The following is a 21,776-nucleotide window of genomic DNA, read 5'->3' as shown; positions in this document are numbered from 1 at the left end:
AATATTTTGCACCTTGCGCCTTAGTCCGCCAGGGATTGAAATCCCTGGCTCAAAGCTTAAGTCCTCTTAAGAGGACTGAAATGCGTGTTTAAAAATGTATTTTCGCTGATTAAAAACCAAGAAAAACAAATATCTTTAGTCCTCTTCAGAGGACTTTAGCTATTAGACAGGGATTTCAATCCCTGGCGGACTATTTCGGAGTCGAGTGACTTCAAATCTGGTTCAACCCAATTAATCCGAGCTTCCCAGGACATCAGGCGATCGCGCGTCTAGTAGCGAAAGGGTAAACTGCGATCGGCATATTTTGCAATCAAACCGTTAGCCAGATGTACGATCGAGTAATTGTGACTTTCATCGGCGAGATATCGGCCAACATTTTCTCATGGCTAATACCAATTTATTTTTGAGGACGGAAGTCTTCAATACAAACAGGATTACTTAATTATTATCCTGAATTAACCACAATAGCTTATAGCGCCTCAAAAGTCACTTCGCGCAAGTTAAGAAAGCCATTTGCACATACGCAGGAGTTGAACCTACGACTTCTATTTTCAGAGAAATGCCCAATCAAGAGCTAGTATGTAGGCTTCCTTTGTTGGGGCGCGAAGTGGAACTTTTAAGTGCCGGATAGATATAAAAAATTCAGCTATAAAAGGCAGCGCACAAGTCAGAGAAGCTTTAGCCTCGCGGCAAGTAGGAATTGAACCTACAATTCGATTTAAAGTCGAACGTATCCAGTTTGTAAGCTTCTTTAGTTGGGGTGCGCTGCCTAATAGGTGCTTTAAGTGAATTTCTAGCCGTAAACAGCTTCTGGGCGGACAATTAAATCACCGCTGGGACGGCGATCGAGCACGTAAGACTCGAAGCGATCGCCCTTGACATCAAAATGATTAGCCAGACGTTCCTTAATAGCCTTGTCGCTCATTCCTGCCGCGATACCCAGTTGGTCTTCGGCCAGATCGTAGGAACGTCCTTCAAAACGAATGTGAACCATTACCGATACCTCCTAGAGCAATTTTGGATTTTGGATTAGTAGCTTATCTGCTCTCGACTTTTGCTTTTTGTGAGACGCGGGCAAATTGCCAGTATCGGTAAAGATTCACGAAATCTGATAATCTTTACTGAAAGAAGCGCCGTTCTAAATGATAAGCTTGTTTGATTTTGCGGATTTGCTCAGCCTTTTTGCTTGATTGAAATCTGGCAGAACTTGTCTGTTCTGAATCCGCATTAAATTCGTTGAAATTAGACTGATTTCGTACAACATCTGACTCGGTTCGAGTCAATTTGTAACCGAACAGTCTCGTATAAAGTAACAACATGACCATCGAGTCTATATTACAAGACTTTCAAATTGATGTTCGTTGAAATTTTGAGCAATATTTAGTTGTCAAGGTTCAGAATTTGCCCGGAAAATACAAGTTTTTGCTTGTCCTGCGCTTTCCGTATTTTTATACTACATAAATACTACACAGGTGTCAAGGGGGTAGCAAAAGTTTTTTAGATAAAACTTACACGAGGGGCGAGAAACCGGGTTTTTTCAGGAAAATATCTCGTTACAACCCGCAGATCCGGTAAAAAACCCGGTTTCTTGGGTCGGAGTGCGATCGCCCGCTGTAACATCGATCAAACATCCTTAACATAGGAAATACTGTCGCGAATATTGTGGAAGCCAGCAGACTCGTAAAGATGCAATGCACCTGATGGATTTTCAGCATCGACGCCGACAATAGCAGTAGCGACACCGGCAGCTTTCAGCCGATGCAAACCAGCGAGCAACATTGCTCGTCCCAATCCCATTTTGCGGAAGCCGCGCCTAGTGCCGAGACAAGCAATCCAGCCTTCATTGCGCCTGGTACGATCGCACTCTTGCACACTAATCTCGCAGTAACAAAAACTGACAAATGTGCCGTCATCAGCAACAGCAATCAAGTCTAAATCATTTCTGTAATCGGGTTTAGCTAACTCGTGCTTAAATTTATCCACCGTTAAATCGTGATGATTCCAGTGATCGATAAACGACTGGTTGAACATTTCTACCCAAGCTGCCGCATCCTGTTCGCCGGGGAACTGAATAAGGGCAAAACCTTCGGGGAATTGCGGTTCAGGTATTGGTTCAGAGAGCGATCGCGCCATTCGGTAAAAATAGCGATCGGCCTTGAAACCGCAACTAGCCAGCACAGAAATGCGATCGCAATCCTCCGCGCGCGCGTAGGTTCGCAGCTTCACGCGCCCGCCCCGCATCGCAGACACTTCACGCATCCGCACTTCACCCCAGGCGATCGCGGCTGCTTCCACATCACCGGATCGCACGTCGGGGTGGACGCGAAACCACAGCCAACCGTCAATTACTTCCCCAGGCTCAGAAACCGACAACTGAGCAAAACCGATTAATTTTCCTTCCGCATCTTCCCAAAGGCGGATATCGTGCGCTACATCTAGGGACGGTTGGTTAAATTCTTGTTGTAATTCCGAGATGGAAGTGCCTTCATCGAGCCGATCGAGTTCTTCGCAAGTATTGATTAAATGGGCGATCGCATCTAAATCGCGATCGCCCCCATAGCAGCGCGCCGAGAGATTTGCCATCATAGCTAATCACCATTCCCTGTTGTTATTCAGTTTCAAAATAGCTTGGGCGATCGCACTTTTATCGATCGACTCGCCCCAATGGTCGATCGGCATTAAAAATCCGACAACGCAAACACCCCGACGCATCGAACCGCTACAGCAGTTGACTGCACTCGTGAGTTTCGATAAATTCATGTTCAGGATTTGAGATGGGAGTAGAAGGACTTGAACCTTCGACCTTGAGATTAAGAGTCACCTGCTCTAACCAACTGAGCTATACTCCCGCATCTAGAATAGTATAACACAATATTTTAATTTTCGCATATTTCACTTTTTTTATTAAGTTGTGTGGTTACTGCGTGCTTCAGAGTGTAACTAATATATCCAATCGCTCCCTTGGTTAGAGATTTGCGATCGACCTTTTTATTTGTTAGCGCACAGTTTCGCAGCAGCAGCCATTTTATCGCGCTGCGCCCGCATCCCTACAGACGATCGGAGCAAAGCGCGATCGGTACTCAAAAGGAGATAAGCTGGTGTCAACTAAATATGACTGCTGCTAATGCCTGAACAAGAGGAAGGTTCCAAAACCATAAAAGTTACAATGCCCAACCGAATCCATCAAAAGCTGAAGAAGCTGTCTGACGAGTCAGGAATATCCATGTCTAAACTGATGCTGCTGGCAACTATCAACGAATATAAGCTGATTGACGATAACCTTACGCCAGACTAGCCCCATTTAGTACCCTTTCTTTCCCCATTGTGCTATCCTTCAGGAAAATAGTCAACCCTGGAGGTGTGCTTGTGACTCAAGATCAACTCGAAGCCCTTGTCGATGAACTCGGCTTAGTGTCAGTCGTCAGCCTGCTGGCAAATATCTGCCACAACAAAGCCCGACAAACCTTGTGCCTGAAGGGACAAGGGGCTACTCCTTATACGGCTTGGAACAGCAATGGCTTCTTGCTGAAGCAGTTGATGACCCGACTGCGGCCCATCGGCAGCTACGATCGCGATTTAGACCTCAAGAACAACTGAGGTTCTGAGGTTCAACCCGTGCAAGTGCGTAAAGCATTGGTTTTAGTCGGTTAACAGCCGAGTATGTATGCTTTAACTGTTAGGGCACGGGTTGAAACTCTTCGATTTGGACTTGAACCTTGAATGGAGAGGACGGGACTCGAACCCGCATCTCGCGACAGCAACTTTCAGGAAACGCGCTTCCTTACTGCCCGCAAGCAGACGGGAACTGCCCCCATCTCGGACTGTTAATTCCTTTCAGTGCCTCCGCAACCTGTTGCCAGTTTGCGTTTTCCGGGAACGTCGCGAAGCAACTTTTTACCCTACTCAACAAACCCGATCGTCCTTTTGAGAGCCGCTTTTCCAAACTTTTTACGGTGCCATTCCATTTAGGCGACCTCCCCATAATTTTTATCAGTCTCTAATACCAAAGCTCGTGACAAAATTAACCATTATCCTCCATTATTTATATATAAAATCTTAAGCAATCCACCGGAGAGGTACTGCCCCTCCTATCTCTGCGTTATCAGCACAGTGCCGTACTTTCTGGCTCCCGGTGGTCAAAAGGAAGATGAAGGAATCGAACCCTTACAGTTACCTGTACCCCAGTTTTCAAGACTGGTTGCCAACCATTTAGCGGCATCTTCCGAGGGGTATCTGACGGGAATTGAACCCGCTATTACTGGTTCCACAAACCAGCGCCGCTACCGCTTTGGCTTCAGACACCGGAAGTGGAGTCAAGGAGAATCGAACTCCTGGCCTCTTGCGTGCAAAGCAAGCGCTCTACCAATTGAGCTATGACCCCGTTTTTGCTGGATCGTGGTCGGACTCGAACCGACATTTTCCTAGCAGCGAACTAGGTGCTTTACCAATTAAGCTACAAACCCAAATTTGGTGGATTGCGATCGGATTTGAACCGATATCTTTCTAACAGCCAGTTAGATGCTTTACCAATTAAGCTACGAACCCCAGACAGCAGGAGCGGTAGGACTTGAACCCACAACATTCGAGGTAGAAGCTCGACACTCTATCCAGTTGAGTTACGCTCCCATGTTTTTTGTTAACAGGACTTACGCACGGGTGGCCAGAAACCGGGTTTTTTGTGAAAATACTTCGTTGTAGCTCGCAGATTCGGTAAAAAACCCGGTTTATTTGATTTGTGCGTAAGCCCTAATTAATATCATATCGGCTTGATTAATCCCGATCGCAATTTGGCGTGCAAGTTATCGCAGCATATTCAATAGAATCAACCTCCTTAAATTAAAGCAAAAACAACGAGAGTGGTAGGACTTGAACCCACAACATCCGCGTCCGAAGCGCGGCGCTCTATCCATTGAGCTACACTCCCATAAATTGGTAGTCCTGACAGGAGATTACCCCGCGTCTGCTTGTAAGGCAAACGCTCTACCGTTGAGCTACAGGACTAGAAATTTTAGATTTTAGATTTTAGATTTTAGATTAAATAAAACCTAAAATCTCTGGCAATTTGAGATTTTGGATTAAATAAAACCTCGTTTTTACCAAAGCGGATGATGGGAATCCAACCCATGCGCTGAGAATGGCACGCTCAGATGCTAGCTTTTACATCACACCCGCAAACAAATTTGATATTTCAGCTTACACGCGACTGTCAATTGTCAACAGTTATAAAACCTCCATGTCAACTATGAACTCTCAACAGTCAACTATTTAATTAGCCAAGCGGATAACGGGACTCGAACCCGTATCGCGAGTTTGGAAGACTCAGATGCTACCGTTGCACCATATCCGCACTTTAAGTGTTACCGAGCGATCGCCCTTAGTAATTTGCTAAACTAGAGAGCGGAGAGCAAAAATATGAAACTTATACTTACAGCACCCAATCCCGAACTATTTGCCGCATTCCAAGAGTATTTTTTCTACCTACCCAATGTCGAAATTACCAACAAACGTTTCGAGGATTTAACCGAGTATGACTGTTTGGTTAGTCCCGCCAATTCATTTGGCATGATGGATGGCGGTATCGATGCAGCCATTGTTGATTTTTTCGGTCATTCTCTAATGGTTAGGGTTCAGCAGCATATCTTGGAAGACTATCTAGGCGAACAACCCGTTGGCACATCATTCATCATCGAAACTCACCATCCCAAACATCCTTTTATCGCTCATACTCCCACCATGCGCGTACCGATGTCTGTCGTAGCAACAGACATTCCGTATGTGGCAACGTGGGCAATGCTGTTAACAATTCGGCGCTACAATCAACACGCAGAACGTAAAATTGAGAGTGTTGTTTGTCCGGGTTTAGGAACGGGAATCGGCCGAGTTCCTTATCGCGAAGCCGCGCGGCAAATGGCACTGGCTTACGATTATTTTGTGTATCCCACACCGTATGTCAACTGTTTTGTGGCAGCAGAAAGACAACTGCAAATTTGGGAAGGTGGCGATCGCAATCCTGCTTAAAGAGCGATCGCACTTTCCCAAGCAGGTGGCGAGATTTGAACTCGCAAGAAAGCTTTACAAGAGCCTCATGTTGCCAATTACATCACACCTGCATTTTTGGTGGCGGGGGCAGGAGTTGAACCTGCTATTAAGAGGCTTATGAGACCTCCAAGCCTACCCAGGCTACTTCACCCGCGATGTCACCAAATACCCCTGACTGGCATCGAACCAGCACTAACTAGATCCTAAATCTAGCGCCTCTACCAATTGGGCTACAGGGGCAAAACTGATTTTAGATTTTAGATTTTAGATTGAATAAAACCTAATACCCCCGACAGGCCTCGAACCTGTAAGACGCTCATTTTGAGTAAGCGATGTTTTCCAATTACATCACAGGGGTAAAGTCGGGATGGTTGGATTTGAACCAACGACTCCATGCTCCCAAAGCATGGCTTCTGGCCGCTGAATTACATCCCGTTCATGCTCCGGGTGAGACTCGAACTCACACTCAAAATAAAACAGATTTTAAGTCTGCCGCGTCTGCCAATTCCGCCACAGGAGCAAGTAAAAACTTAGTTGAAAATTTGGTACTCCAGGTGAGATTTGAACTCACACAACACAATTTTTGAAATTGCGGCCTCTGCCAATTGGGCTACAGGAGTGTAATTTATCTGCTTTGGTAATAGCAGAACTGGGAAGGCAGGGATCGAACCTGCATTTTTCCGCTTTCAAAGAGCGGTGCCATACCGATTAGGCGACTTCCCAATAACATTTACTCAACTTACTAAATATTTAGATATTTAATATATTTTATTTCGGTTCCAATATCCTCTTGGCGGTTTCTGAATTCCATAAGTCTTACACCATTTTTCTATTGCCTTGCCACTGACACCAAACTCTTTTGCTAAGCAAGTAGTGGGTTTTTCCCAAAGCATTTTTTCTAGCTCTTCTTTAGAGGGACGCTCAACTTTTCTTGCTTTCATATGAGGAACTCTTTTGTTCTGGTGAGCTATGTAATTATTTGCTTCCGGCTCTCTGCGTTTACTTCCATAATTTTCAGTTTGTCTGTGACAGTTAGGGCAAATAAATCTCAGATTCTCTTGCCTATTATCTTGCCAATTTCCATTGATGTGATCGATGTCTAAAACTAACTTATCTCCTAACCATTCACTTTGCACCAAACATTTATTGCTTTCACATTTATACTCTCTCCCAATCTCCATTAATGCTCTTCTAAGTTGGAATGTTGGTGTTCTTTGATTGCGCGAACTTAGGACCAAAATTTCTTGGCTTGGCTTTTTGGGATTAAGCCCTTTCAAACTTTGATCGGATTGTTTAAAGTGAGAGGTATCAATACCCAACTCTTTAATCCGCTTAGTTATGTGACCATGACTTCCACCACCTGCTATACCAAGTTGCCTTAAAACCCCACTGATAGAAAATGAATGTTTAACAGCTTCTTCCAAGATTTCTTTGGTGTATTTCATGAAAAGTGTAGAACTCAAGTAATTATTATTATAAATGAGCTCGGCACAAAGCTTTACCAACTTTTTAAAGTTGTGTAAAATGGCTGCCCCAGTAGGACTCGAACCTACAACCTAGCGGTTAACAACCGCTTGCTCTACCATTGAGCTATAAGGCAACGCAATCCCCCAAGTCAGTATCGAACTGACGACCTCTTGTTCTTCAGACAAGCGCTCTACCAACTGAGCTATCGGGGGGAAAACGGAGAAGGAGGGATTTGAACCCTCGACGGCTGTTAAACCGCTCTTTCTTAGCAGGAAAGCGCCTTAAGCCACTCGGCCACCTCTCCGAGCGCGAGAACGGAGGGATTTGAACCCTCAATCTTCAGTTTTATTAACTGAGATGTTATCCGGCTACACCACGTTCTCAAAATTGCAACTGCGGATTAAATGCAGTTACAAATGGGTCGGGCTGGAATTGAACCAGCAACGCTTTAAGCTACTGTTTTACAGACAGCTACCCACGCCAATAGGAGGGCCGACCCAAGATAGGATTTTTGGTAGGTCGTCGAGGAATTGAACCTCGATCCATCCGCTTAAAAGGCGGCTGCAAAACCATTCTGCCAACGACCCACGAGAAGTGCTGACGGGAGTTGAACCCGCAATCACTTGGGTGAAAACCAAGCGGCTTAAACCATTTGCCTACAGCACTATAAATTGGCACAGGAACTGAGATTTGAACTCAGAATGCTGGTTTTGGAGACCAGAGTGTTGCCAGTTACACCATCCCTGCTTGTGGTCGCAGCGGCCGGAATTGAACCCGCATTGACCAAGGTATGAACTTGGCGCTTTACCATTAAGCTACGCTGCAATGTCACTTTCGCTTCGTTCCTTTTCAAAGTTAAAAAATTCAATTAAAAGACTGTTAGTTTAATCTTTTAATTTCTATTTTTTAATTTCTGATTAGAAACAGAGGTTAGGGCGGGATTTGAACCCGCGCAATTCGGTTTTGCAGACCGACGCTTTGAGCCACTCAGCCACCTAACCTGGGAGTCCCGACGAGGTTTGCACTCGCAATCTTCTCCTTGAGGGGGAGACGGCTTGACTTTTGCCTACGGGACTTTGACGGGAGTAACGAGACTTGAACTCGCAACCTTTCGCTCGACAGGCGACTGCTCTGACCGGTTGAGCTATACCCCCGCGAAAATGAACAATTTTCTGTCCTTGAATTACTCAAGTTGGGACGGGGTGGCGGTTGATTCCGCGTACTACAACCCGATCGGGCTATTGTTGCCGGAGTCTACACCGCCAATGTCCACAATTATGTGACATGATTAACTTCCTATTCTGTTTTCAAGGTTCATATTGCTCCTGGGGCAAGGCTTTGAAGCTCTTTCCCCTTCGCCATACATTTATACTACAGCGTGTATTACAAGACTGTCAAGGGGGTAATACAACTTTTTTTTAAATTGGGTTTTTTAAAGGGGTGTCGATCGCTCCCACCAACCCTCTGCGTTCCCCAAAACCCATATATATCAAAATTTTTGCTGCTAAACAGATGTTGTGGCGTAAGGTAAATCTGATGCTGAAACCGTACTACACTCTAATGTCTCTGAATTCTCGCCGTCGCGCGAGGTGGCACTTGTGGAAAATGCGATAATCAGCTTTTAGAAATCAAATACTACAAATCAAACCTTGTCTGAATTGCCCTTAACTCCCGTGCCCATAACCCCAGAACCCGATCGCCCAAACCTTCCTCACTGGCTACACTCCTTGGATACCTGTCCGAGTACCAACAGTTGGGCGATCGCCCGCGCGGCCGGGCTCCACCACGGAGATGCAGTATTTACTAGGCGACAAACCAGCGGGCGCGGCCAACACGGGCGCACCTGGCACGCCCCAAGCGGTGTCTTGACTGTTAGTTTTGTACTCGACAACCTCAACCCCAATCTGTTGCCGGGACTCAGTTTAGCAGCGGGTTTAGCCGTGATTTACGCGATCGAAGATTTGGTTCCCGACTGTCGCGATATGCTGCGCCTGAAATGGCCAAACGATGTCTGGATCGATCGCCACAAATTAGCCGGAATTCTCTGCGAAGCTACTTCCGGCAATGCTTTGGGCAAAACTCGCGCCGTTGTGGGAATTGGACTCAACCGCTGCGTAGATTTCGCGGCTGCGGGATTGGATGAAAGTGCGATCGGCAATGCGATAAGCTTGCATTCTATTGCTAGTACAGTACCGGATGAACTGTGTTTGGTCGATCGACTGCGGCACTATTTACTCGAACTAGCCGATATGTTTTCTACAACAGACAAGCCAGCCTCCAAGTCGGGTTTAGCGCTACTTTTGCCCGAATTGCGCCGCCGCGATGGGTTGATTGGCTGCCCGGTGGCGATCGAACTTGCGTCGGAAACCATCTGCGGAGAAGCAGCGGGCATTGATGGAAGCGGCCGCTTGTTAGTATGCTTGGCGGGCGATCGAATACAAGCCTTTACCTCTGGGCGAGTTCGATTAATTTAAGAGTCAGTTGTCAGTGGGCAGTTGTCAGTTGTCAGTTGTCATCACTCAACGCCGTCAACAGTCAACAGTCAACAATTCCCAATTCCCAATTCCCAATTCCCAATTTTAACTAACGCGAACGGGAAGTCCCGCACTCTATCCGTTTACAAGGATGAGGGACGGGATGAAAGCGCAGCCCGAAAGTAAATTGAGCGATAGCGAATCAATATCAATTCTATCTGTTATAATCTTATCAGTATTCGACAGTGTTGATAAATGTATAAAGCATACAAGTACAGAATCTATCCCACAAATGAGCAAGAAAACTTGCTTGCCAAGTCTTTTGGCTGTGCGAGATGGTTCTGGAACTATGCTCTAAACTTGTGTCAAGAAACCTATAAAAATACTGGTAAAGGATTGTCCAGAGGATACATACAAGGCTTACTTCCTGCTCTCAAGAAAGAATATGAATGGTTAAAAGAACCATATTCTCAATGTTTACAAGTAGTCGCATTGAATTTATCCACTGGCTACAAGAACTTTTTTGATAAAAAGGCAATGTTGCCTAAATTCAAATCAAAACATAGTCGGCAGTCGATTAGTTATCCCCAAAACGTCAAATTTGACGGTGACTACATCAATCTGCCTAAGATCGGATTGGTTCATTGTAAGCGTCATCGTGATTTTGAAGGTGATATTAAAACTGTTACTGTATCGCGCAATCCTGATGGTAAATACTTTGTATCCGTCTTGATTGACGATGGCAAGGCTAACCCTGAATCAGTACCCGTTGATAAAGCTGTTGGCATTGATGTGGGATTAACTCATTTTGCGATTACCAGTGATGGATCTAAGTTCACTAATCCTAAATTTTTTGTCAAGTGTCAGCGCAATCTAAAACGCAAACAGCAAAAGCTTTCTCGCAAAAAGAAAGGCAGTCAAAACCGTAAAAAGGCAAAGTTGGCAGTGGCAAAAGTTCACTCCAAAATTGCCAGATGTCGTGAAGATTTTCTACAGAAACTATCCCGCAAGATAGTCAACGAAAACCAAGTTATTGCAGTGGAAAATCTCAACATCAAAGGTATGGTCAAGAATCATAACTTAGCCAAGGCGATTAGCGATGTTGGCTGGGGTATGTTTTGCACAATGCTTAAGTACAAGGCTGAAAGTGAAGGTAAACAATATGTCGAGATCGATCGATGGTTTCCTAGCTCAAAAACTTGTCATGTCTGCCTAAATCAAGTTGAGCATCTCACTCTTGATGTTAGGGCATGGACTTGTAAGCATTGTGGTACTCATCATGACCGTGATGTAAATGCGGCGATCAACATCAGAAATGAAGCCTTGCGGATTCTGGCGTTAGGAACTAGCGCTTCTGCCTGTGGAGGGGATGTAAGTCGATCTGGTAAAACTTCGGTTTTGTTGGACGCTATCCCCGTTGAATCAGGAAGCCAGCGCTGTACCGCTTAGACGGTCGGCGTCTGGTAGTTCACTTTATCACCTCAAATACTACCAATCTGCTCAGCCACAGCGGTTGATTGGCGTCCACACCTTCGGGACGACCCTTAGTAGAAGCAACTTGTATTCTGTTGCCATTTATCCCTTGTCTAACCAAAATATTTTTCACATTTGTCGCCCTTTCCAGTGCCAACTTTTGATTTTCTGCCGGAGTGCTTTTAAAATCGCTGTAGCCAACTACCCTTAAATTCTTCGTGCTATTTTTCTCCATATATTCCTTGACTTTGCTAAGCTTTTGTGCTACATCTTTCGCCTGCAAACTTGCCGAACCTACACCGAAATACACGCGAACTGGCATTATTATCTTTGGTGGCGGTGGAGTTCCTATAATCACTGTATTTGTTACCGACTTCACCCCCGGAATTGTCTCAAAAGCTTGAGTTATTTTCTGAGCATCTGGCACTTTGCTTACGCTGCCTGCAACGGCGACTTTCCCCTCTGCATAGCGAGCCGAGATATTAATGCTTTCTACTTTATTCAAAAGAGCTGCCGTCCGCTTGACATCGGCTTCGACTAAAACTGGATCAGGAGGTACTTCAACGGCTATAATTTTATTTTCAATTCTTGATTGTGGAGCCGTTTGCTGAGCGATTTTTTCCGCTTTTAATCGCAGATTTTGATTCGGCACTCGTCCTGAAATCTCCAATACTTTATCTTTAACATCAGCCGCGAGGCGATAAACTGATAACTCTGGAGCAGATTGTAATGCTACATTTGTATCTGCTTCTAAGCTGGCTGCAACTCCGCTGCGGTATTGATGAATTCCCCAAGGTATGCCAATTAAACCTAACGCTGCCAAACCGATAATTGGTAAAATGGGAAGTTTAGAAGATTTAACTTTTACATCTGTATCGATTAATTTTTGCAATTTCGAGTTTACTTCGGGTGGCACAGTTGCTGGATCGCCGTTAAATGACTGAATTTGAGTTCCGTATTCTTGAACAATATTGTTGAAGATCGATCGCATTTTATACTTAAACCACTGGCGGGTTTCTCCTTGCATCACTACTGCCAGATAACACGAACCCGCAACTTCCAATACTATCTTCGATGTGCCGTATTCTATGGCATCAATCTCGGCAATATTTCCCGACTGAGATATGCAATCGTTGACAAAAGCCCGAATAGCAGTCAGCATCCCGGCTACCATTTCTGATTCTAGCTGTTCGCGTTCAGAATGCTGCACTGCTGAAATTACTAAGCCGGATTTTGCTTGAATCAAAAAAACCGCTTTAACACTCAGTGGTGTTGTTTCTTTCATCAGCAATTCTGCTTCAGAAATTCCCTGCACTTTGGATTTAATTTTGCGACTAATTGCCTCTGGGCTTAAAGATGATTCGAGTTTTTCATTAATCTCCCGCATCATCTCGGCGATGTATTTTAAAATCGTGCTGCCGATGATCGGATAAAGTGCATCCGACATTGCTTCTCGCTTGAGATGAATTTGCTGTTTGATAGCGGTGGCCATTTCCGGCGCGATCGCCATTGCAATTTCATCGGGCGATTCACTGATTCTGTGACTGATTCCCACAGTCAGAGCCGGCGATATGGCTACTCCCATCGATTGTCTATTTTCTCTGGTTTTGCTATTAATTATTTCATCAATTATCGGACTTATGGTTTCGACAAATGATTTTCTCGACTCATTAATTGTTTGGAGCATCATTTCGGGAAAAATGATTTTAATTCTGGCAAGTAACTCTTCCCGATCGCCTCCCCATTCCGCATCAGTAATTTTGCGATCGAGTTCCCCTACTTTATCGTTGAGTCTGTAATTATAACTTACAACTTCATCTAACAATGGTAAAATAGATTCGATGACCGACTTTTGTAGTTGAGCGTGATGGCTAACCATCAGCTCGTCAATCAAAGGTTTCAGTAAATCGGTAAACAAGTCTGTCGATTCATAAATCCGGTGTTCGATCGCCACAATCTGTTGTTCGATCTTCGCGAGTCTTTGATCGATCCTTTTATTCTGAATGATGGCATCGACAGCAGGGGCGATCGCAGATTCTATCTCTAGCTTTGCTTCCCCGATGTTTCGAGACAGCATTTCTATAATCACTGGCATTATTCTTGCCATCAACCCTTCTATCTCGGCTAAAACTTGCTGCTGAACTTCGACAATCTTAGTTTCATTATTTAATATTTGTGCTGCAATACCGCTGTTTTGAATAGCCGTGTTGACACCAGGTGCGATCGCCTCTCTCACCTCTAACTTTGTCTCCTCGATTTTCCGGTTCAGCGACTCAATCATTAACGGCATTAACCTTGCCATTATATCTTCCGGCTGAGTTTTTTGCTGTCGCTGAAGATTATTTAGTCTACTTTCTACGTCGCTCAATTTTCCTTGAACTTCCCTTTGAAGAATTGCTGATTCTATCAAAGGTTGGATCGTCGCTGCTACTTGTAATTTTGATTCATCGATTTTCTGATTCAGCAAATCAGTTATTGCCGGCATTAGCATCGCCATTATCTCTTCTGGCTTCTGAATTGGCGACTGTTGCGTAGCCAGTCGGCCCTCGATGATGCTCAATACTTTTTCTTCTATTTCTACCCAAGCTATTCTTACCTGTACTGAGGGGGCAACAGCTTCTACAACTTCTAATTTTAATTCACTAATTTTGCGGTTCAGCAATTCGCTAACTACTGGTACTAGCTGCTTGATTAAATCTTCCGGTTGCTGCTGGTAACGCTGCTGAATATTTGCAACTCTATCTTCAATTCTTACTACCTGTTCTTCAAGTCCGTTTTGATTGTGAATTACTTGATTGACTCTAGGTGCGATCGCCGAAGCTACCTCTAACTTAGACTCCTCTACCTTACGGTTGAGCATATCGCCCACCACTGGCATCAGCCGTTGGATTAAGTGTTCTGTATTCGGCAGTGGCTGCTGGTTCAAGTTAGCAATTTGATTTTCCCAATTTGCTAATTTTGCCTCCAACTCGATCGGATTAATTTTATTATTGCTCGCGAGTGCGATCGCCTTTTGTAATTCCAACTTCAACCCATCTAATTCTTCTCTCACTAACTCAGGAATTAACGGTTTCAGCAAAATCATCAACTCTTCGGGATCAGACATCAACTTCTCAAAATTTTCTAACCTTTGTTCCACGCTCAAAACATTACTGTAAAATTCCGGTAAATCCCTTTCAAACAGCAGTTGTTGCAACTGTTTAAACTGCTCTACTGCTTGTTCTAATTCTTCCTCCGAGGGGCGATTATTTTTGGCGACATTCCCGGCTATAGATAAATCCGGTTCCTCATTATTGTTTTCTCGTCTTTGAGAAGGTATCTCTTCATCGTTAGTTAATACTTCCGGTACAATACTCGGTGATTCGATCAGGAAAGACAATTGTTTGCGCCGATTCTCATCATCCTCTAATCGCTGAACAGACTTTTCCGAAAGCGGTAATTTCAACTCGCTTGGCTCTTTTTTGGTTTTTTTCAATAACTGAAATTCAGTCAATATGGTTAGCAATTCCTGAAGTTGCTCTCCAGCTTTAGAACTTGCCAGAGTTGCATCAGAAACCTCTTTTTCTGACTGATATATTTTGCCGGAATTATCATTAAATGCTGCCATACTGCGCTACCAATAGTTGATTTTAATCGACCGAAGGAAATTACCAGCTTGCTTGCCGCCTCACCCCAGCGAAAATCAATAGGAATGACACAATTTTTCCAAGCGTCAGGCGTACTAAAGCTATCGCCCTATTTTAACTGCTGTTCTGCGACTAGCCAACTGGGCCGCCAACTGCAATGCTGCCTTCATGCTGGAGGCATCTGCAATCCCTTGACCTACAATATCAAAAGCTGTGCCGTGATCGGGAGATGTGCGGACAAAAGGCAAGCCAATTGTAGTGTTGACTGCTTTATCGAAAGCCATCAATTTTACTGGAATCAACCCCTGGTCGTGGTACATTGCCAAGTAACCGTCGTGAGCTTCCTTGGCTAAACCGTACCAAACTTTAGCCGGTTTTACCCACAGGGTATCGGGGGGGACTGGCCCGTCTAACTGCACTTGAGGAAAGCGATCGCGCTGCGTTTCCAACCAAGGTATCATCCAGTCTTGCTCTTCATTTCCCAGTTTGCCATTTTCGCCGCTGTGAGGATTTAAGCCAGAAATCGCAATTTTCGGTCTTTCCAGCCCAAAATCTTCCCGCAAACAGTCTATCAGTAATTCTAGTTTTTCACTCAGTAATTCTGGACTCAAAGCATCGGGTACTTGACGGAGCGAAATATGTGTGGTAGCCAGTAAAGTTACTAGCGTCCAGCCACTGTGGGGAGATGTGGCGGCAAACAGCATTCCGAACCGCTGCGATTTCGCCCTTTCTGCGAGGAGTTCTGTTTGTCCGGGATAATTGTAACCTGCAGCCTGCCAACAAGTTTTGGAAATCGGGCCTGTGACGATCGCGGAGAATTCGCCGGCGATGGTACGGGCGATCGCACTTTCCATGTAAGCAAAGCTAGCAGCCCCGCTAGCTGCACTACCGACACCGGGGACTATTTCGCCCCACTTGCTGTCTGGTTCAATATCAATAATATTTAATGTTTCGGGATTTGCTGCTTCTGCTGCGGGATTGCTCGATCGCAACTTATCGTAAGTTTGCTGCAAAACTCTCCTAGATCCGAAAACCGTCACCATCAAAGCAGCAGCGGGATCTGCCAATGCCTTGAGAATCACTTCCGGGCCAATTCCCGCCGGATCTCCCAGAGTTACAGCTAGTTTTGATTCCCGATCGAGACTCAAGGCAGTTTTCTCCAACAAAATACAGGAATTTCGGCACTGAAATTTTAGCATTCATGTACCTGGTTGACCCAAATTATATTATCTTTATCAGAAGATTGGGTTTAAAACCCCGTCTTTTTAGGACGGCTTTTTCCATTTTCAAGTAAAATAACACATTTATCTAAACAAATGAATATGGTACAATAAGCAGATCAGACAAGATTTAAAAACCTACCCCCGGACTGGGGGAAAGTCTACGCCCAAAACATTCACAGAGGAGATATGACTACACACCTATGTGCTTTTCGTGGTCAGCCTGGGAACCCTATTACTAGGGATATTAAGATCGAAATGTCTTAAGAATCCTCGTGCCTTCAGGGCGAGGAGTGTCAATTAATGCGATCGCCCAATTGGACATATATAATCATGAATCCTGAAATTTTCAATGCAGCCTTTTTGTCCTTTTCCCTAATTTTCGTGGGTATAGGTGGAGGCTTCCTCCTGCTCAAATTGCAAGGCGGCGAAGAATAAGTTTTTTTCAACCAATCCTTCAGAAGCCTTCTACCTTCTGCCTTCTAGAGACTACTTGCTGCCGAAAGCAAGCCTTCTGGCGAATATCTCAAGCCTAAAATGAGAAAATTTCAGGTTTTTGTTAAGTTTTTATAAAAAACTTAACAAAAACCTGATACCATCTTATTGAAAGTTTAAGATTCATAATTAATCCCTAGATGACTTTATTGATTTTAGGTGCCACCGGCACTCTCGGCCGCCAAATAGCCCGCCGCGCCCTAGACGAGGGCTACCAGGTGCGCTGTTTAGTCAGAAGTTACAGAAAAGCTGCATTTTTGAAAGAATGGGGCGCTGAACTCGTACCGGGGAACCTTTGCCAGCCAGACAGTCTGCCTCCGGCCCTAGAAGGCGTCACTGCGATTATCGATGCAGCAACAGCGAGTGCAGCCGATTCTGTCAGCATCAAAAGAGTAGACTGGGACGGAAAAGTCTCGCTGATCCAAGCAGCAGCAGCAGCAGGCATCAAGCGTTACATATTCTTTTCCTTCCTAGACGCGGAGAAATATCCCCAAGTCCCCTTGTTGGAAATCAAGCGCTGTACCGAATTGTTCTTAGCAGAATCCGGTCTAGACTACACAATCTTGAGACCTTGCGGCTTTTTGCAAGGACTGCTGAGCCTGTATGCAATGCCAATTTTGGACAATCAGGCAGTCTGGCTGCCCAACAAGCCATCCGCCCTTGCCTACATGAACACTCAGGACGTTGCTAAATTTGCCGTCCGGGCCCTTTCCGTTCCTGAAACCGAGAAAAAAAGCTTTCCGGTGGTGGGAAATCGCGCTTGGGATGCTGAAGAAATCGTGCGGTTGTGCGAACGGCTATCAGGCAAGCAAGCCAAAATTACGCGCACCCCAGACGCCTTGTTGAAGGCTACTCGTCAATTTGCTAAGTTCTTTCAGTGGAGTTGGAACGTAGCTGACAGGTTGGCTTTTTCAGAAGTTTTGGCAGCCGGAAAACCCTTGAAAGCTCCGATGGATGATGTTTACAGTGTCTTCGGAATCGACCCTAAAGAAACTACTACTTTGGAGTCTTATCTGGAAGAATACTTTAATCTGATTATGAAGAAGCTCAAGGAAATAGAGTACGAGCAGCTTAAAACTAAAAAACGGAGTAAACAAAAGATGCCCTTTACATTTTAAAGTGCCGAAAGCTGGGATTATATACAACGACGTTAAACCTGTGGCTTGTCGCATCGCCGCAGAGTTGGAAGACAAGCTGACTGCCCGCGGCTGGGAGGTTTGCTCGGTTTCTGGTTCGGGAGGAATTCTGGGCTATTCTAGCCCCGATCGCCCCCTGTGCCACACTCAGATCGAACAACTCGTCCCCCCCGGTTTTGACAGCGACATGGAGTTTGCAGTGGTTTTGGGCGGCGACGGTACGGTGCTGTCGGCATTTCGCCAAGTTGCTCCGATTGGAGTGCCGCTGCTGACTGTCAATACCGGTCACATGGGCTTTTTAACAGAAACTTACCTGAACTTGCTGCCGCAAGCTTTGGAAAAGGTAATCGCCGGAGAATACGAAATAGAAGAAAGATCGATGCTGGCGGTGCGGCTGTTTCGAGAAAACGACTGCCTCTGGGAAGCCCTTTGTCTCAATGAAATGGTGCTGCACCGGGAACCGCTGACTTGTATGTGTCATTTTGAAGTGGCGATCGGTCAGCACGCTTCTATTGACATTGCTGCAGATGGAGTCATCATCGCAACTCCCACAGGATCGACAGCTTACGCCCTTTCTGCGGGTGGCCCTGTGATCATTCCCGGAGTGCCGGTGCTGCAGTTGCTGCCTATTTGCCCGCATTCAATGGCTTCGCGGGCTTTGGTGTTTTCCAACACTGAGCCGGTCAAGATTTTGCCGGCAAGTCCAAACCGCCTGGTAATGGTGGTAGACGGTAACGGCGGATGTTATGTTCTGCCGGAGGATTGGGTGCAAGTCGAGCGAGCTCCGTACCAAGCCCGGTTTATTCGGGTGCAATCTTTTGAGTTTTTCCACATTTTGCGGGAAAAATTGGGCTGGGGTTTGCCTCACATTGCTAAACCGAGTTCTGTTGAGTTGCCTTGATAGTTGTTGGTAATGAGCGGAGGGCTAAAGTCCCGTCCTTTTAGGGCGGCTTTTTCTTTGTTTTTGGGCAGGATAAAGTTTGATCGGAATCTCCTACGGAATCCTTAATTCTCGATCGAGATTCCGAATCATCTCCAAACTCAGGCAGCGTTTATGATAGATGTATTCTCGTACTTCTGGGAGTTTAAACCATGTCTCTCGCTGAGTTAATACCTTTGGTGAACAATCTGAGCCAGTCAGACAAATTATCACTCTTCAAACTCCTAGCAGTGCAAATCCCAGACGCTGAACTACAAGTCATCTTTTCTGCATCAGAGTATCCGGTTCGATCGCTCTACGATGCAACGGAAGCGGCAAACATTATGATGCAGATGATTCGAGACGATCGAGAGGCATCTACTCATGCCTAGTTCGATCGAGTTTCCCTTTTCTGACGATGAAGCATTACCCACGATTCCCATCACTATGAGTCATGCAGGCTTTTCTGTCTCGGCGAATGCACTGCTAGATACTGGGTCTGCGGTCAGTCTATTACCTTATGACATTGGTCTGCAATTGGGTGCAATTTGGGAGGAACAAACTGTCCGCTTGCCATTGGCTGGAAATCTGGCAACGGTTGAGGCGCGGGGTGTATTTGTAGATGTTCAAATTGGGAATCTGGAACCCGTTCGCCTAGCATTTGCTTGGGAACAAGCCTCTTAGGTTCCATTAATTCTCGGGCAAACCAACTTCTTTCGAGAATTTGATGTTTGTTTTGTGCGATCGCGAGGCACGATCGAAATTATTCGCTTCTAATAAGCATCGATGCAGAACTCGGAGTTTTATTTAGCTTAACTCTCGATCGAGCTTCCGAATCATCTCCAAAGTCAGGCAGCGTTTGCGAGATAACGATTGAGTTCAACGGCGGTTAGTAACCCTGGCATCCCCACCGATTATCTTTATTCCGCCGTTGCAACGATTTGTTAGGTAGCTGGCAACGTATCATCAGAGCTTTCTCCATTGCCTTGAATTGCTACCCAAGGAAGTTTTGAATACTGATCTTTGATCTTTTCTAACTCATCTAGTGCTTGCAGGAAAAATCTTTTGACAGCCACCACATGGTCTTCTTCAGAAAGAAAATCCTGTAAACTTTTGTCTCGAACTATTCCTGCCCAGTCTTTTGAGCTATCTAAGTTATAACCCCTCCAACCGTACTGTTCGCAAATATCTTTCATCGTTTCAATAATTTCTGCTCGACGCGGTGAATTAGGATCTACTTCAAGTACGAGACGTACTATTGGGTAATCAGTTAAATGTGATGTCTTTAGAATAAAGCCTAGACCACACCACCATCTTCCACTTGGCATTGAGGCAGTCATTAAATACCGCCCATGCCATTGAATCTGGGTAAGAGCTGTAGACTTTTGCTTAATTGCTCCCAGAACTTTCTCAAAGCGCTGACTGACTTCTCCCCACATTGTCTCTTCCATAAGTTTTAGTGATTTTGTGAAATTTGCTAACGCAATCACGTCAATAGAAGAGAACTGATTGTTATGTGCCATGCGATACTCATCCATAAATGTCACAATTTCTTTAACAAGCATTGTATCTGCCTGAGATTTCAAAAATCGATAGAACTGATGCCACCTCAATTGCCTGAACTGAACGGTAGATTGAGAAATATTCTTGAAAATATCTGCTTGATCTTTTGGATCAAAATCACGAGTAATGTACAAAAGAAATTTGTGCTGGAACCCTGAAATTCCATGCAAAATCTCGGCATACCTTGAAAGCTGCTCGTAGCCTTCCTGAGAGCCAATCTTACTTTCGATAAAGATGATGCTACGACTTTTAGCATCTACTAGCTCAATTAAGATATCTGGGCGGCTAGCTAAACGATGATCATCAAGAGGCTCAAACTCCCTCTGTGTTGAAACATAGGCATCCAAATAAATATTTATATCCAATAAGTTTAAATTCTTAAGCCAAGAATAGAGAATTTCCTTGTCTGTACTGAAGAGGTAGGCGACCAACTCAGTGAAGAAATCTTCTAGCGGAATACTGCCTGTATTGAGATTTAAGAGCCGACTGAAAAGCGCCACTAACATTCACCTATGTTTTACTCTCAACAAGTGAGTTTACCTTACGGCCCTAGCCAGAGGCTCAAGCTACCTAACTTATAATGTATCGCATTTGCGGTACAACACTGCATATAGTCGAATAATGCCGCCGCTTGAGGATGTATGTCAACCTCTTCTTACTCCCCATCAGAATCTCCTTTCCTCGATCGAGTTCGCCGCACAATTCAACTTAAACACTTAAGCCATCACACAGAAAAAAGCTATTTTTATTATATTTGAGATTAGAGAGCATTTAGAATCGATCGCACACCGTCGGCGATCGCCAAAATCGAGACACTCATTATAACTTCATCACGCTCGAATCACTGTAATTAACCGACGCATCGGGCTAGTCTGAATTTCAGTGTTCAACCGTTTGGGTCATGGGGACAGGGAAGATTGATATATTTGTAAGCCTTCGATAAAGCGAAAATCTTTGAGGTTTAGGGTATAAAGGCTAATGTTATGGGTTAGGGCGGTGGCGGCAATCATGGCATCGGGAATTGTGAGTTTATGGCTTAGGGAATATTGCGCCATGAGTTGAATGAATTGCTCTGAGATGGGTCGATCGATCGGAATATTTTGAAGTAAGTTGAGGTGTTTTTGAATGCGGTTTAGTTCGTTTTTGTTGAGTGCGCCATAGTACAGTTCTGCTCTGGTAATAATGCTAATGGTTAAGTTATGGCTGCCGATTTGTCGTAGTTCTTGAATGATGGCGGTATTGTTTTTATAGAATTCGATGAGAATATTGGTGTCACACAAAATCATTGGGTTGAGTCGAGGGGGGATATTGTTCCCCGCCCCTCTCTGTTAGGTCTGGGCGTGCGAGTTTCCCCGCACCCAGCT

Annotated in this window: 18 protein-coding genes and 29 tRNA genes; 10 read left to right on the top strand and 37 right to left on the bottom strand. The window is 44.9% G+C overall.

Going from position 1 to position 21,776, the window contains the following annotated elements:
- Positions 1–685: 685 nt before the first annotated feature.
- The 5 genes from QUB26_RS21705 to QUB26_RS21685 all read right to left on the bottom strand — a co-directional run bounded on the left by QUB26_RS21705 (position 686) and on the right by QUB26_RS21685 (position 2,849).
- Positions 686–834: transfer RNA gene (locus QUB26_RS21705), tRNA-OTHER, on the bottom strand.
- Complete coding sequence (locus tag QUB26_RS21700; protein ID WP_333209070.1) at positions 794–994, bottom strand: hypothetical protein; 201 nt, start codon at positions 992–994, stop codon at positions 794–796. The genes QUB26_RS21705 and QUB26_RS21700 overlap by 41 nt, the downstream gene beginning before the upstream one ends.
- A gap of 629 nt (positions 995–1,623) precedes the next feature.
- Positions 1,624–2,586 carry a GNAT family N-acetyltransferase gene (locus QUB26_RS21695; protein ID WP_333241623.1) on the bottom strand — a complete coding sequence of 321 codons (963 nt, stop codon included), beginning with the start codon at positions 2,584–2,586 and terminating at the stop codon, positions 1,624–1,626.
- A gap of 6 nt (positions 2,587–2,592) precedes the next feature.
- A complete protein-coding gene (locus tag QUB26_RS21690; protein ID WP_333319668.1) occupies positions 2,593–2,760 on the bottom strand; it encodes a hypothetical protein in 168 nt (55 codons plus the stop codon).
- Positions 2,761–2,775: 15 nt separating this feature from the next.
- A tRNA-Lys gene (locus tag QUB26_RS21685) sits at positions 2,776–2,849 on the bottom strand.
- A gap of 275 nt (positions 2,850–3,124) precedes the next feature.
- Between QUB26_RS21685 and QUB26_RS21680 the strand changes: the two genes are divergently transcribed.
- Positions 3,125–3,295: a hypothetical protein gene (locus QUB26_RS21680; RefSeq protein ID WP_333319666.1), complete on the top strand. Its 171-nt coding sequence runs from the start codon at positions 3,125–3,127 to the stop codon at positions 3,293–3,295.
- Positions 3,296–3,366: 71 nt separating this feature from the next.
- On the top strand, positions 3,367–3,597 hold the full coding sequence (locus QUB26_RS21675; protein ID WP_333203025.1) for a hypothetical protein: 231 nt from the start codon (positions 3,367–3,369) through the stop codon (positions 3,595–3,597).
- Positions 3,598–4,141: 544 nt separating this feature from the next.
- Here the strand turns inward: QUB26_RS21675 and QUB26_RS21670 are convergent.
- The 9 genes from QUB26_RS21670 to QUB26_RS21630 all read right to left on the bottom strand — a co-directional run bounded on the left by QUB26_RS21670 (position 4,142) and on the right by QUB26_RS21630 (position 5,347).
- A tRNA-Ser gene (locus QUB26_RS21670) sits at positions 4,142–4,224 on the bottom strand.
- 4 nt (positions 4,225–4,228) lie between these two features.
- Positions 4,229–4,302 (bottom strand) — tRNA-His (locus tag QUB26_RS21665).
- A 6-nt stretch (positions 4,303–4,308) separates the two neighbouring features.
- Positions 4,309–4,381, bottom strand: a tRNA-Ala gene (locus QUB26_RS21660).
- 8 nt (positions 4,382–4,389) lie between these two features.
- Positions 4,390–4,463 (bottom strand) — tRNA-Ala (locus QUB26_RS21655).
- Positions 4,464–4,468: 5 nt separating this feature from the next.
- A tRNA-Ala gene (locus QUB26_RS21650) sits at positions 4,469–4,545 on the bottom strand.
- A 7-nt stretch (positions 4,546–4,552) separates the two neighbouring features.
- Positions 4,553–4,626, bottom strand: a tRNA-Arg gene (locus tag QUB26_RS21645).
- Positions 4,627–4,851: 225 nt separating this feature from the next.
- Positions 4,852–4,924, bottom strand: a tRNA-Arg gene (locus QUB26_RS21640).
- 6 nt (positions 4,925–4,930) lie between these two features.
- Positions 4,931–5,001 (bottom strand) — tRNA-Val (locus QUB26_RS21635).
- 275 nt (positions 5,002–5,276) lie between these two features.
- Positions 5,277–5,347: transfer RNA gene (locus tag QUB26_RS21630), tRNA-Gly, on the bottom strand.
- 65 nt (positions 5,348–5,412) lie between these two features.
- Between QUB26_RS21630 and QUB26_RS21625 the strand changes: the two genes are divergently transcribed.
- Positions 5,413–6,018: a macro domain-containing protein gene (locus QUB26_RS21625; RefSeq protein WP_333319664.1), complete on the top strand. Its 606-nt coding sequence runs from the start codon at positions 5,413–5,415 to the stop codon at positions 6,016–6,018.
- Between the two features lie 20 nt (positions 6,019–6,038).
- On the opposite strand, the gene QUB26_RS21620 is transcribed toward QUB26_RS21625, so the two are convergent.
- The 19 genes from QUB26_RS21620 to QUB26_RS21530 all read right to left on the bottom strand — a co-directional run bounded on the left by QUB26_RS21620 (position 6,039) and on the right by QUB26_RS21530 (position 8,660).
- Positions 6,039–6,110: transfer RNA gene (locus QUB26_RS21620), tRNA-Thr, on the bottom strand.
- A gap of 95 nt (positions 6,111–6,205) precedes the next feature.
- Positions 6,206–6,279, bottom strand: a tRNA-Leu gene (locus tag QUB26_RS21615).
- Positions 6,280–6,401: 122 nt separating this feature from the next.
- Positions 6,402–6,474 (bottom strand) — tRNA-Pro (locus QUB26_RS21610).
- 4 nt (positions 6,475–6,478) lie between these two features.
- Positions 6,479–6,559: transfer RNA gene (locus tag QUB26_RS21605), tRNA-Leu, on the bottom strand.
- A 23-nt stretch (positions 6,560–6,582) separates the two neighbouring features.
- Positions 6,583–6,659: transfer RNA gene (locus tag QUB26_RS21600), tRNA-Leu, on the bottom strand.
- A gap of 29 nt (positions 6,660–6,688) precedes the next feature.
- A tRNA-Gln gene (locus QUB26_RS21595) sits at positions 6,689–6,762 on the bottom strand.
- Positions 6,763–6,797: 35 nt separating this feature from the next.
- A complete protein-coding gene (locus QUB26_RS21590; protein ID WP_333319662.1) occupies positions 6,798–7,484 on the bottom strand; it encodes a hypothetical protein in 687 nt (228 codons plus the stop codon).
- Between the two features lie 80 nt (positions 7,485–7,564).
- Positions 7,565–7,639: transfer RNA gene (locus QUB26_RS21585), tRNA-Asn, on the bottom strand.
- A 6-nt stretch (positions 7,640–7,645) separates the two neighbouring features.
- Positions 7,646–7,718: transfer RNA gene (locus QUB26_RS21580), tRNA-Phe, on the bottom strand.
- Between the two features lie 5 nt (positions 7,719–7,723).
- A tRNA-Ser gene (locus tag QUB26_RS21575) sits at positions 7,724–7,810 on the bottom strand.
- Positions 7,811–7,815: 5 nt separating this feature from the next.
- Positions 7,816–7,889: transfer RNA gene (locus tag QUB26_RS21570), tRNA-Tyr, on the bottom strand.
- Between the two features lie 34 nt (positions 7,890–7,923).
- Positions 7,924–8,005: transfer RNA gene (locus QUB26_RS21565), tRNA-Tyr, on the bottom strand.
- A 13-nt stretch (positions 8,006–8,018) separates the two neighbouring features.
- Positions 8,019–8,093, bottom strand: a tRNA-Lys gene (locus tag QUB26_RS21560).
- Between the two features lie 5 nt (positions 8,094–8,098).
- Positions 8,099–8,172, bottom strand: a tRNA-Glu gene (locus tag QUB26_RS21555).
- Between the two features lie 6 nt (positions 8,173–8,178).
- Positions 8,179–8,253 (bottom strand) — tRNA-Trp (locus QUB26_RS21550).
- Between the two features lie 3 nt (positions 8,254–8,256).
- Positions 8,257–8,331, bottom strand: a tRNA-Met gene (locus QUB26_RS21545).
- 102 nt (positions 8,332–8,433) lie between these two features.
- A tRNA-Cys gene (locus QUB26_RS21540) sits at positions 8,434–8,507 on the bottom strand.
- A tRNA-Glu gene (locus QUB26_RS21535) sits at positions 8,508–8,582 on the bottom strand.
- A 4-nt stretch (positions 8,583–8,586) separates the two neighbouring features.
- Positions 8,587–8,660 (bottom strand) — tRNA-Asp (locus QUB26_RS21530).
- A 495-nt stretch (positions 8,661–9,155) separates the two neighbouring features.
- On the opposite strand from QUB26_RS21530, the gene QUB26_RS21525 reads away from it, so the two are divergent.
- Both QUB26_RS21525 and tnpB read left to right on the top strand, forming a co-directional pair.
- Complete coding sequence (locus QUB26_RS21525) at positions 9,156–9,980, top strand: biotin--[acetyl-CoA-carboxylase] ligase (protein WP_333319660.1); 825 nt, start codon at positions 9,156–9,158, stop codon at positions 9,978–9,980.
- A gap of 255 nt (positions 9,981–10,235) precedes the next feature.
- Positions 10,236–11,429, top strand: a complete 1,194-nt coding sequence (gene tnpB, locus QUB26_RS21520; RefSeq protein ID WP_333319658.1) for an IS200/IS605 family element RNA-guided endonuclease TnpB — start codon at positions 10,236–10,238, stop codon at positions 11,427–11,429.
- 19 nt (positions 11,430–11,448) lie between these two features.
- Here tnpB and QUB26_RS21515 read toward each other — a convergent pair whose 3' ends face one another.
- Together QUB26_RS21515 and pdxA are read right to left on the bottom strand one after the other, a co-directional pair.
- Positions 11,449–15,060: an OmpA family protein gene (locus tag QUB26_RS21515; RefSeq protein WP_333319656.1), complete on the bottom strand. Its 3,612-nt coding sequence runs from the start codon at positions 15,058–15,060 to the stop codon at positions 11,449–11,451.
- Positions 15,061–15,180: 120 nt separating this feature from the next.
- Positions 15,181–16,278, bottom strand: coding sequence for a 4-hydroxythreonine-4-phosphate dehydrogenase PdxA (gene pdxA, locus QUB26_RS21510; RefSeq protein ID WP_333319654.1), 1,098 nt, complete (start codon positions 16,276–16,278; stop codon positions 15,181–15,183).
- Positions 16,279–16,602: 324 nt separating this feature from the next.
- Here pdxA and petM point away from each other — a divergent pair, with 324 nt between their 5' ends.
- The 5 genes from petM (at position 16,603) to QUB26_RS21485 (ending at position 19,533) form a co-directional block, all read left to right on the top strand.
- Positions 16,603–16,737 carry a cytochrome b6-f complex subunit PetM gene (petM, locus tag QUB26_RS21505; RefSeq protein WP_445242817.1) on the top strand — a complete coding sequence of 45 codons (135 nt, stop codon included), beginning with the start codon at positions 16,603–16,605 and terminating at the stop codon, positions 16,735–16,737.
- A 197-nt stretch (positions 16,738–16,934) separates the two neighbouring features.
- Positions 16,935–17,912 carry an NmrA family NAD(P)-binding protein gene (locus tag QUB26_RS21500; protein WP_333241610.1) on the top strand — a complete coding sequence of 326 codons (978 nt, stop codon included), beginning with the start codon at positions 16,935–16,937 and terminating at the stop codon, positions 17,910–17,912.
- A gap of 1 nt (position 17,913) precedes the next feature.
- The gene (locus tag QUB26_RS21495) at positions 17,914–18,831 is read left to right on the top strand and encodes an NAD(+) kinase (RefSeq protein WP_333241608.1); all 918 of its coding nucleotides are present in this window, start codon (positions 17,914–17,916) and stop codon (positions 18,829–18,831) included.
- A 191-nt stretch (positions 18,832–19,022) separates the two neighbouring features.
- Positions 19,023–19,241, top strand: a complete 219-nt coding sequence (locus QUB26_RS21490) for a hypothetical protein (RefSeq protein ID WP_333053554.1) — start codon at positions 19,023–19,025, stop codon at positions 19,239–19,241.
- A complete protein-coding gene (locus QUB26_RS21485; protein WP_333319651.1) occupies positions 19,234–19,533 on the top strand; it encodes a hypothetical protein in 300 nt (99 codons plus the stop codon). Before QUB26_RS21490 ends, QUB26_RS21485 begins: the two co-directional genes overlap by 8 nt.
- Before the next feature lie 260 nt (positions 19,534–19,793).
- On the opposite strand, the gene QUB26_RS21480 is transcribed toward QUB26_RS21485, so the two are convergent.
- Positions 19,794–20,918: a PD-(D/E)XK nuclease family protein gene (locus QUB26_RS21480; RefSeq protein ID WP_333196988.1), complete on the bottom strand. Its 1,125-nt coding sequence runs from the start codon at positions 20,916–20,918 to the stop codon at positions 19,794–19,796.
- A 393-nt stretch (positions 20,919–21,311) separates the two neighbouring features.
- Positions 21,312–21,698, bottom strand: coding sequence for a type II toxin-antitoxin system VapC family toxin (locus tag QUB26_RS21475; RefSeq protein WP_333319649.1), 387 nt, complete (start codon positions 21,696–21,698; stop codon positions 21,312–21,314).
- Between the last annotated feature and the right edge of the window lie 78 nt (positions 21,699–21,776).

Source organism: Microcoleus sp. B4-C1 (assembly GCF_036705285.1).
Lineage (GTDB): Bacteria > Cyanobacteriota > Cyanobacteriia > Cyanobacteriales > Microcoleaceae > Microcoleus.
Note: the sequence above shows the minus strand (reverse complement) of the source record. Positions and strands in the feature narration are given on the sequence as shown.

Coding starts and splice junctions, on each gene's coding strand:
- QUB26_RS21475 (WP_333319649.1), bottom strand. CDS start 21,698: ATGATTTTGTGTGACACCAATATTCTCATCGAATTCTATAAAAACAAT.
- QUB26_RS21700 (WP_333209070.1), bottom strand. CDS start 994: ATGGTTCACATTCGTTTTGAAGGACGTTCCTACGATCTGGCCGAAGAC.
- QUB26_RS21690 (WP_333319668.1), bottom strand. CDS start 2,760: ATGAATTTATCGAAACTCACGAGTGCAGTCAACTGCTGTAGCGGTTCG.
- QUB26_RS21500 (WP_333241610.1), top strand. CDS start 16,935: ATGACTTTATTGATTTTAGGTGCCACCGGCACTCTCGGCCGCCAAATA.
- tnpB (WP_333319658.1), top strand. CDS start 10,236: ATGTATAAAGCATACAAGTACAGAATCTATCCCACAAATGAGCAAGAA.
- QUB26_RS21490 (WP_333053554.1), top strand. CDS start 19,023: ATGTCTCTCGCTGAGTTAATACCTTTGGTGAACAATCTGAGCCAGTCA.
- QUB26_RS21485 (WP_333319651.1), top strand. CDS start 19,234: ATGCCTAGTTCGATCGAGTTTCCCTTTTCTGACGATGAAGCATTACCC.
- QUB26_RS21515 (WP_333319656.1), bottom strand. CDS start 15,060: ATGGCAGCATTTAATGATAATTCCGGCAAAATATATCAGTCAGAAAAA.
- QUB26_RS21480 (WP_333196988.1), bottom strand. CDS start 20,918: ATGTTAGTGGCGCTTTTCAGTCGGCTCTTAAATCTCAATACAGGCAGT.
- QUB26_RS21680 (WP_333319666.1), top strand. CDS start 3,125: ATGCCTGAACAAGAGGAAGGTTCCAAAACCATAAAAGTTACAATGCCC.
- QUB26_RS21625 (WP_333319664.1), top strand. CDS start 5,413: ATGAAACTTATACTTACAGCACCCAATCCCGAACTATTTGCCGCATTC.
- QUB26_RS21590 (WP_333319662.1), bottom strand. CDS start 7,484: ATGAAATACACCAAAGAAATCTTGGAAGAAGCTGTTAAACATTCATTT.
- pdxA (WP_333319654.1), bottom strand. CDS start 16,278: ATGCTAAAATTTCAGTGCCGAAATTCCTGTATTTTGTTGGAGAAAACT.
- QUB26_RS21695 (WP_333241623.1), bottom strand. CDS start 2,586: ATGATGGCAAATCTCTCGGCGCGCTGCTATGGGGGCGATCGCGATTTA.
- petM (WP_445242817.1), top strand. CDS start 16,603: ATGCGATCGCCCAATTGGACATATATAATCATGAATCCTGAAATTTTC.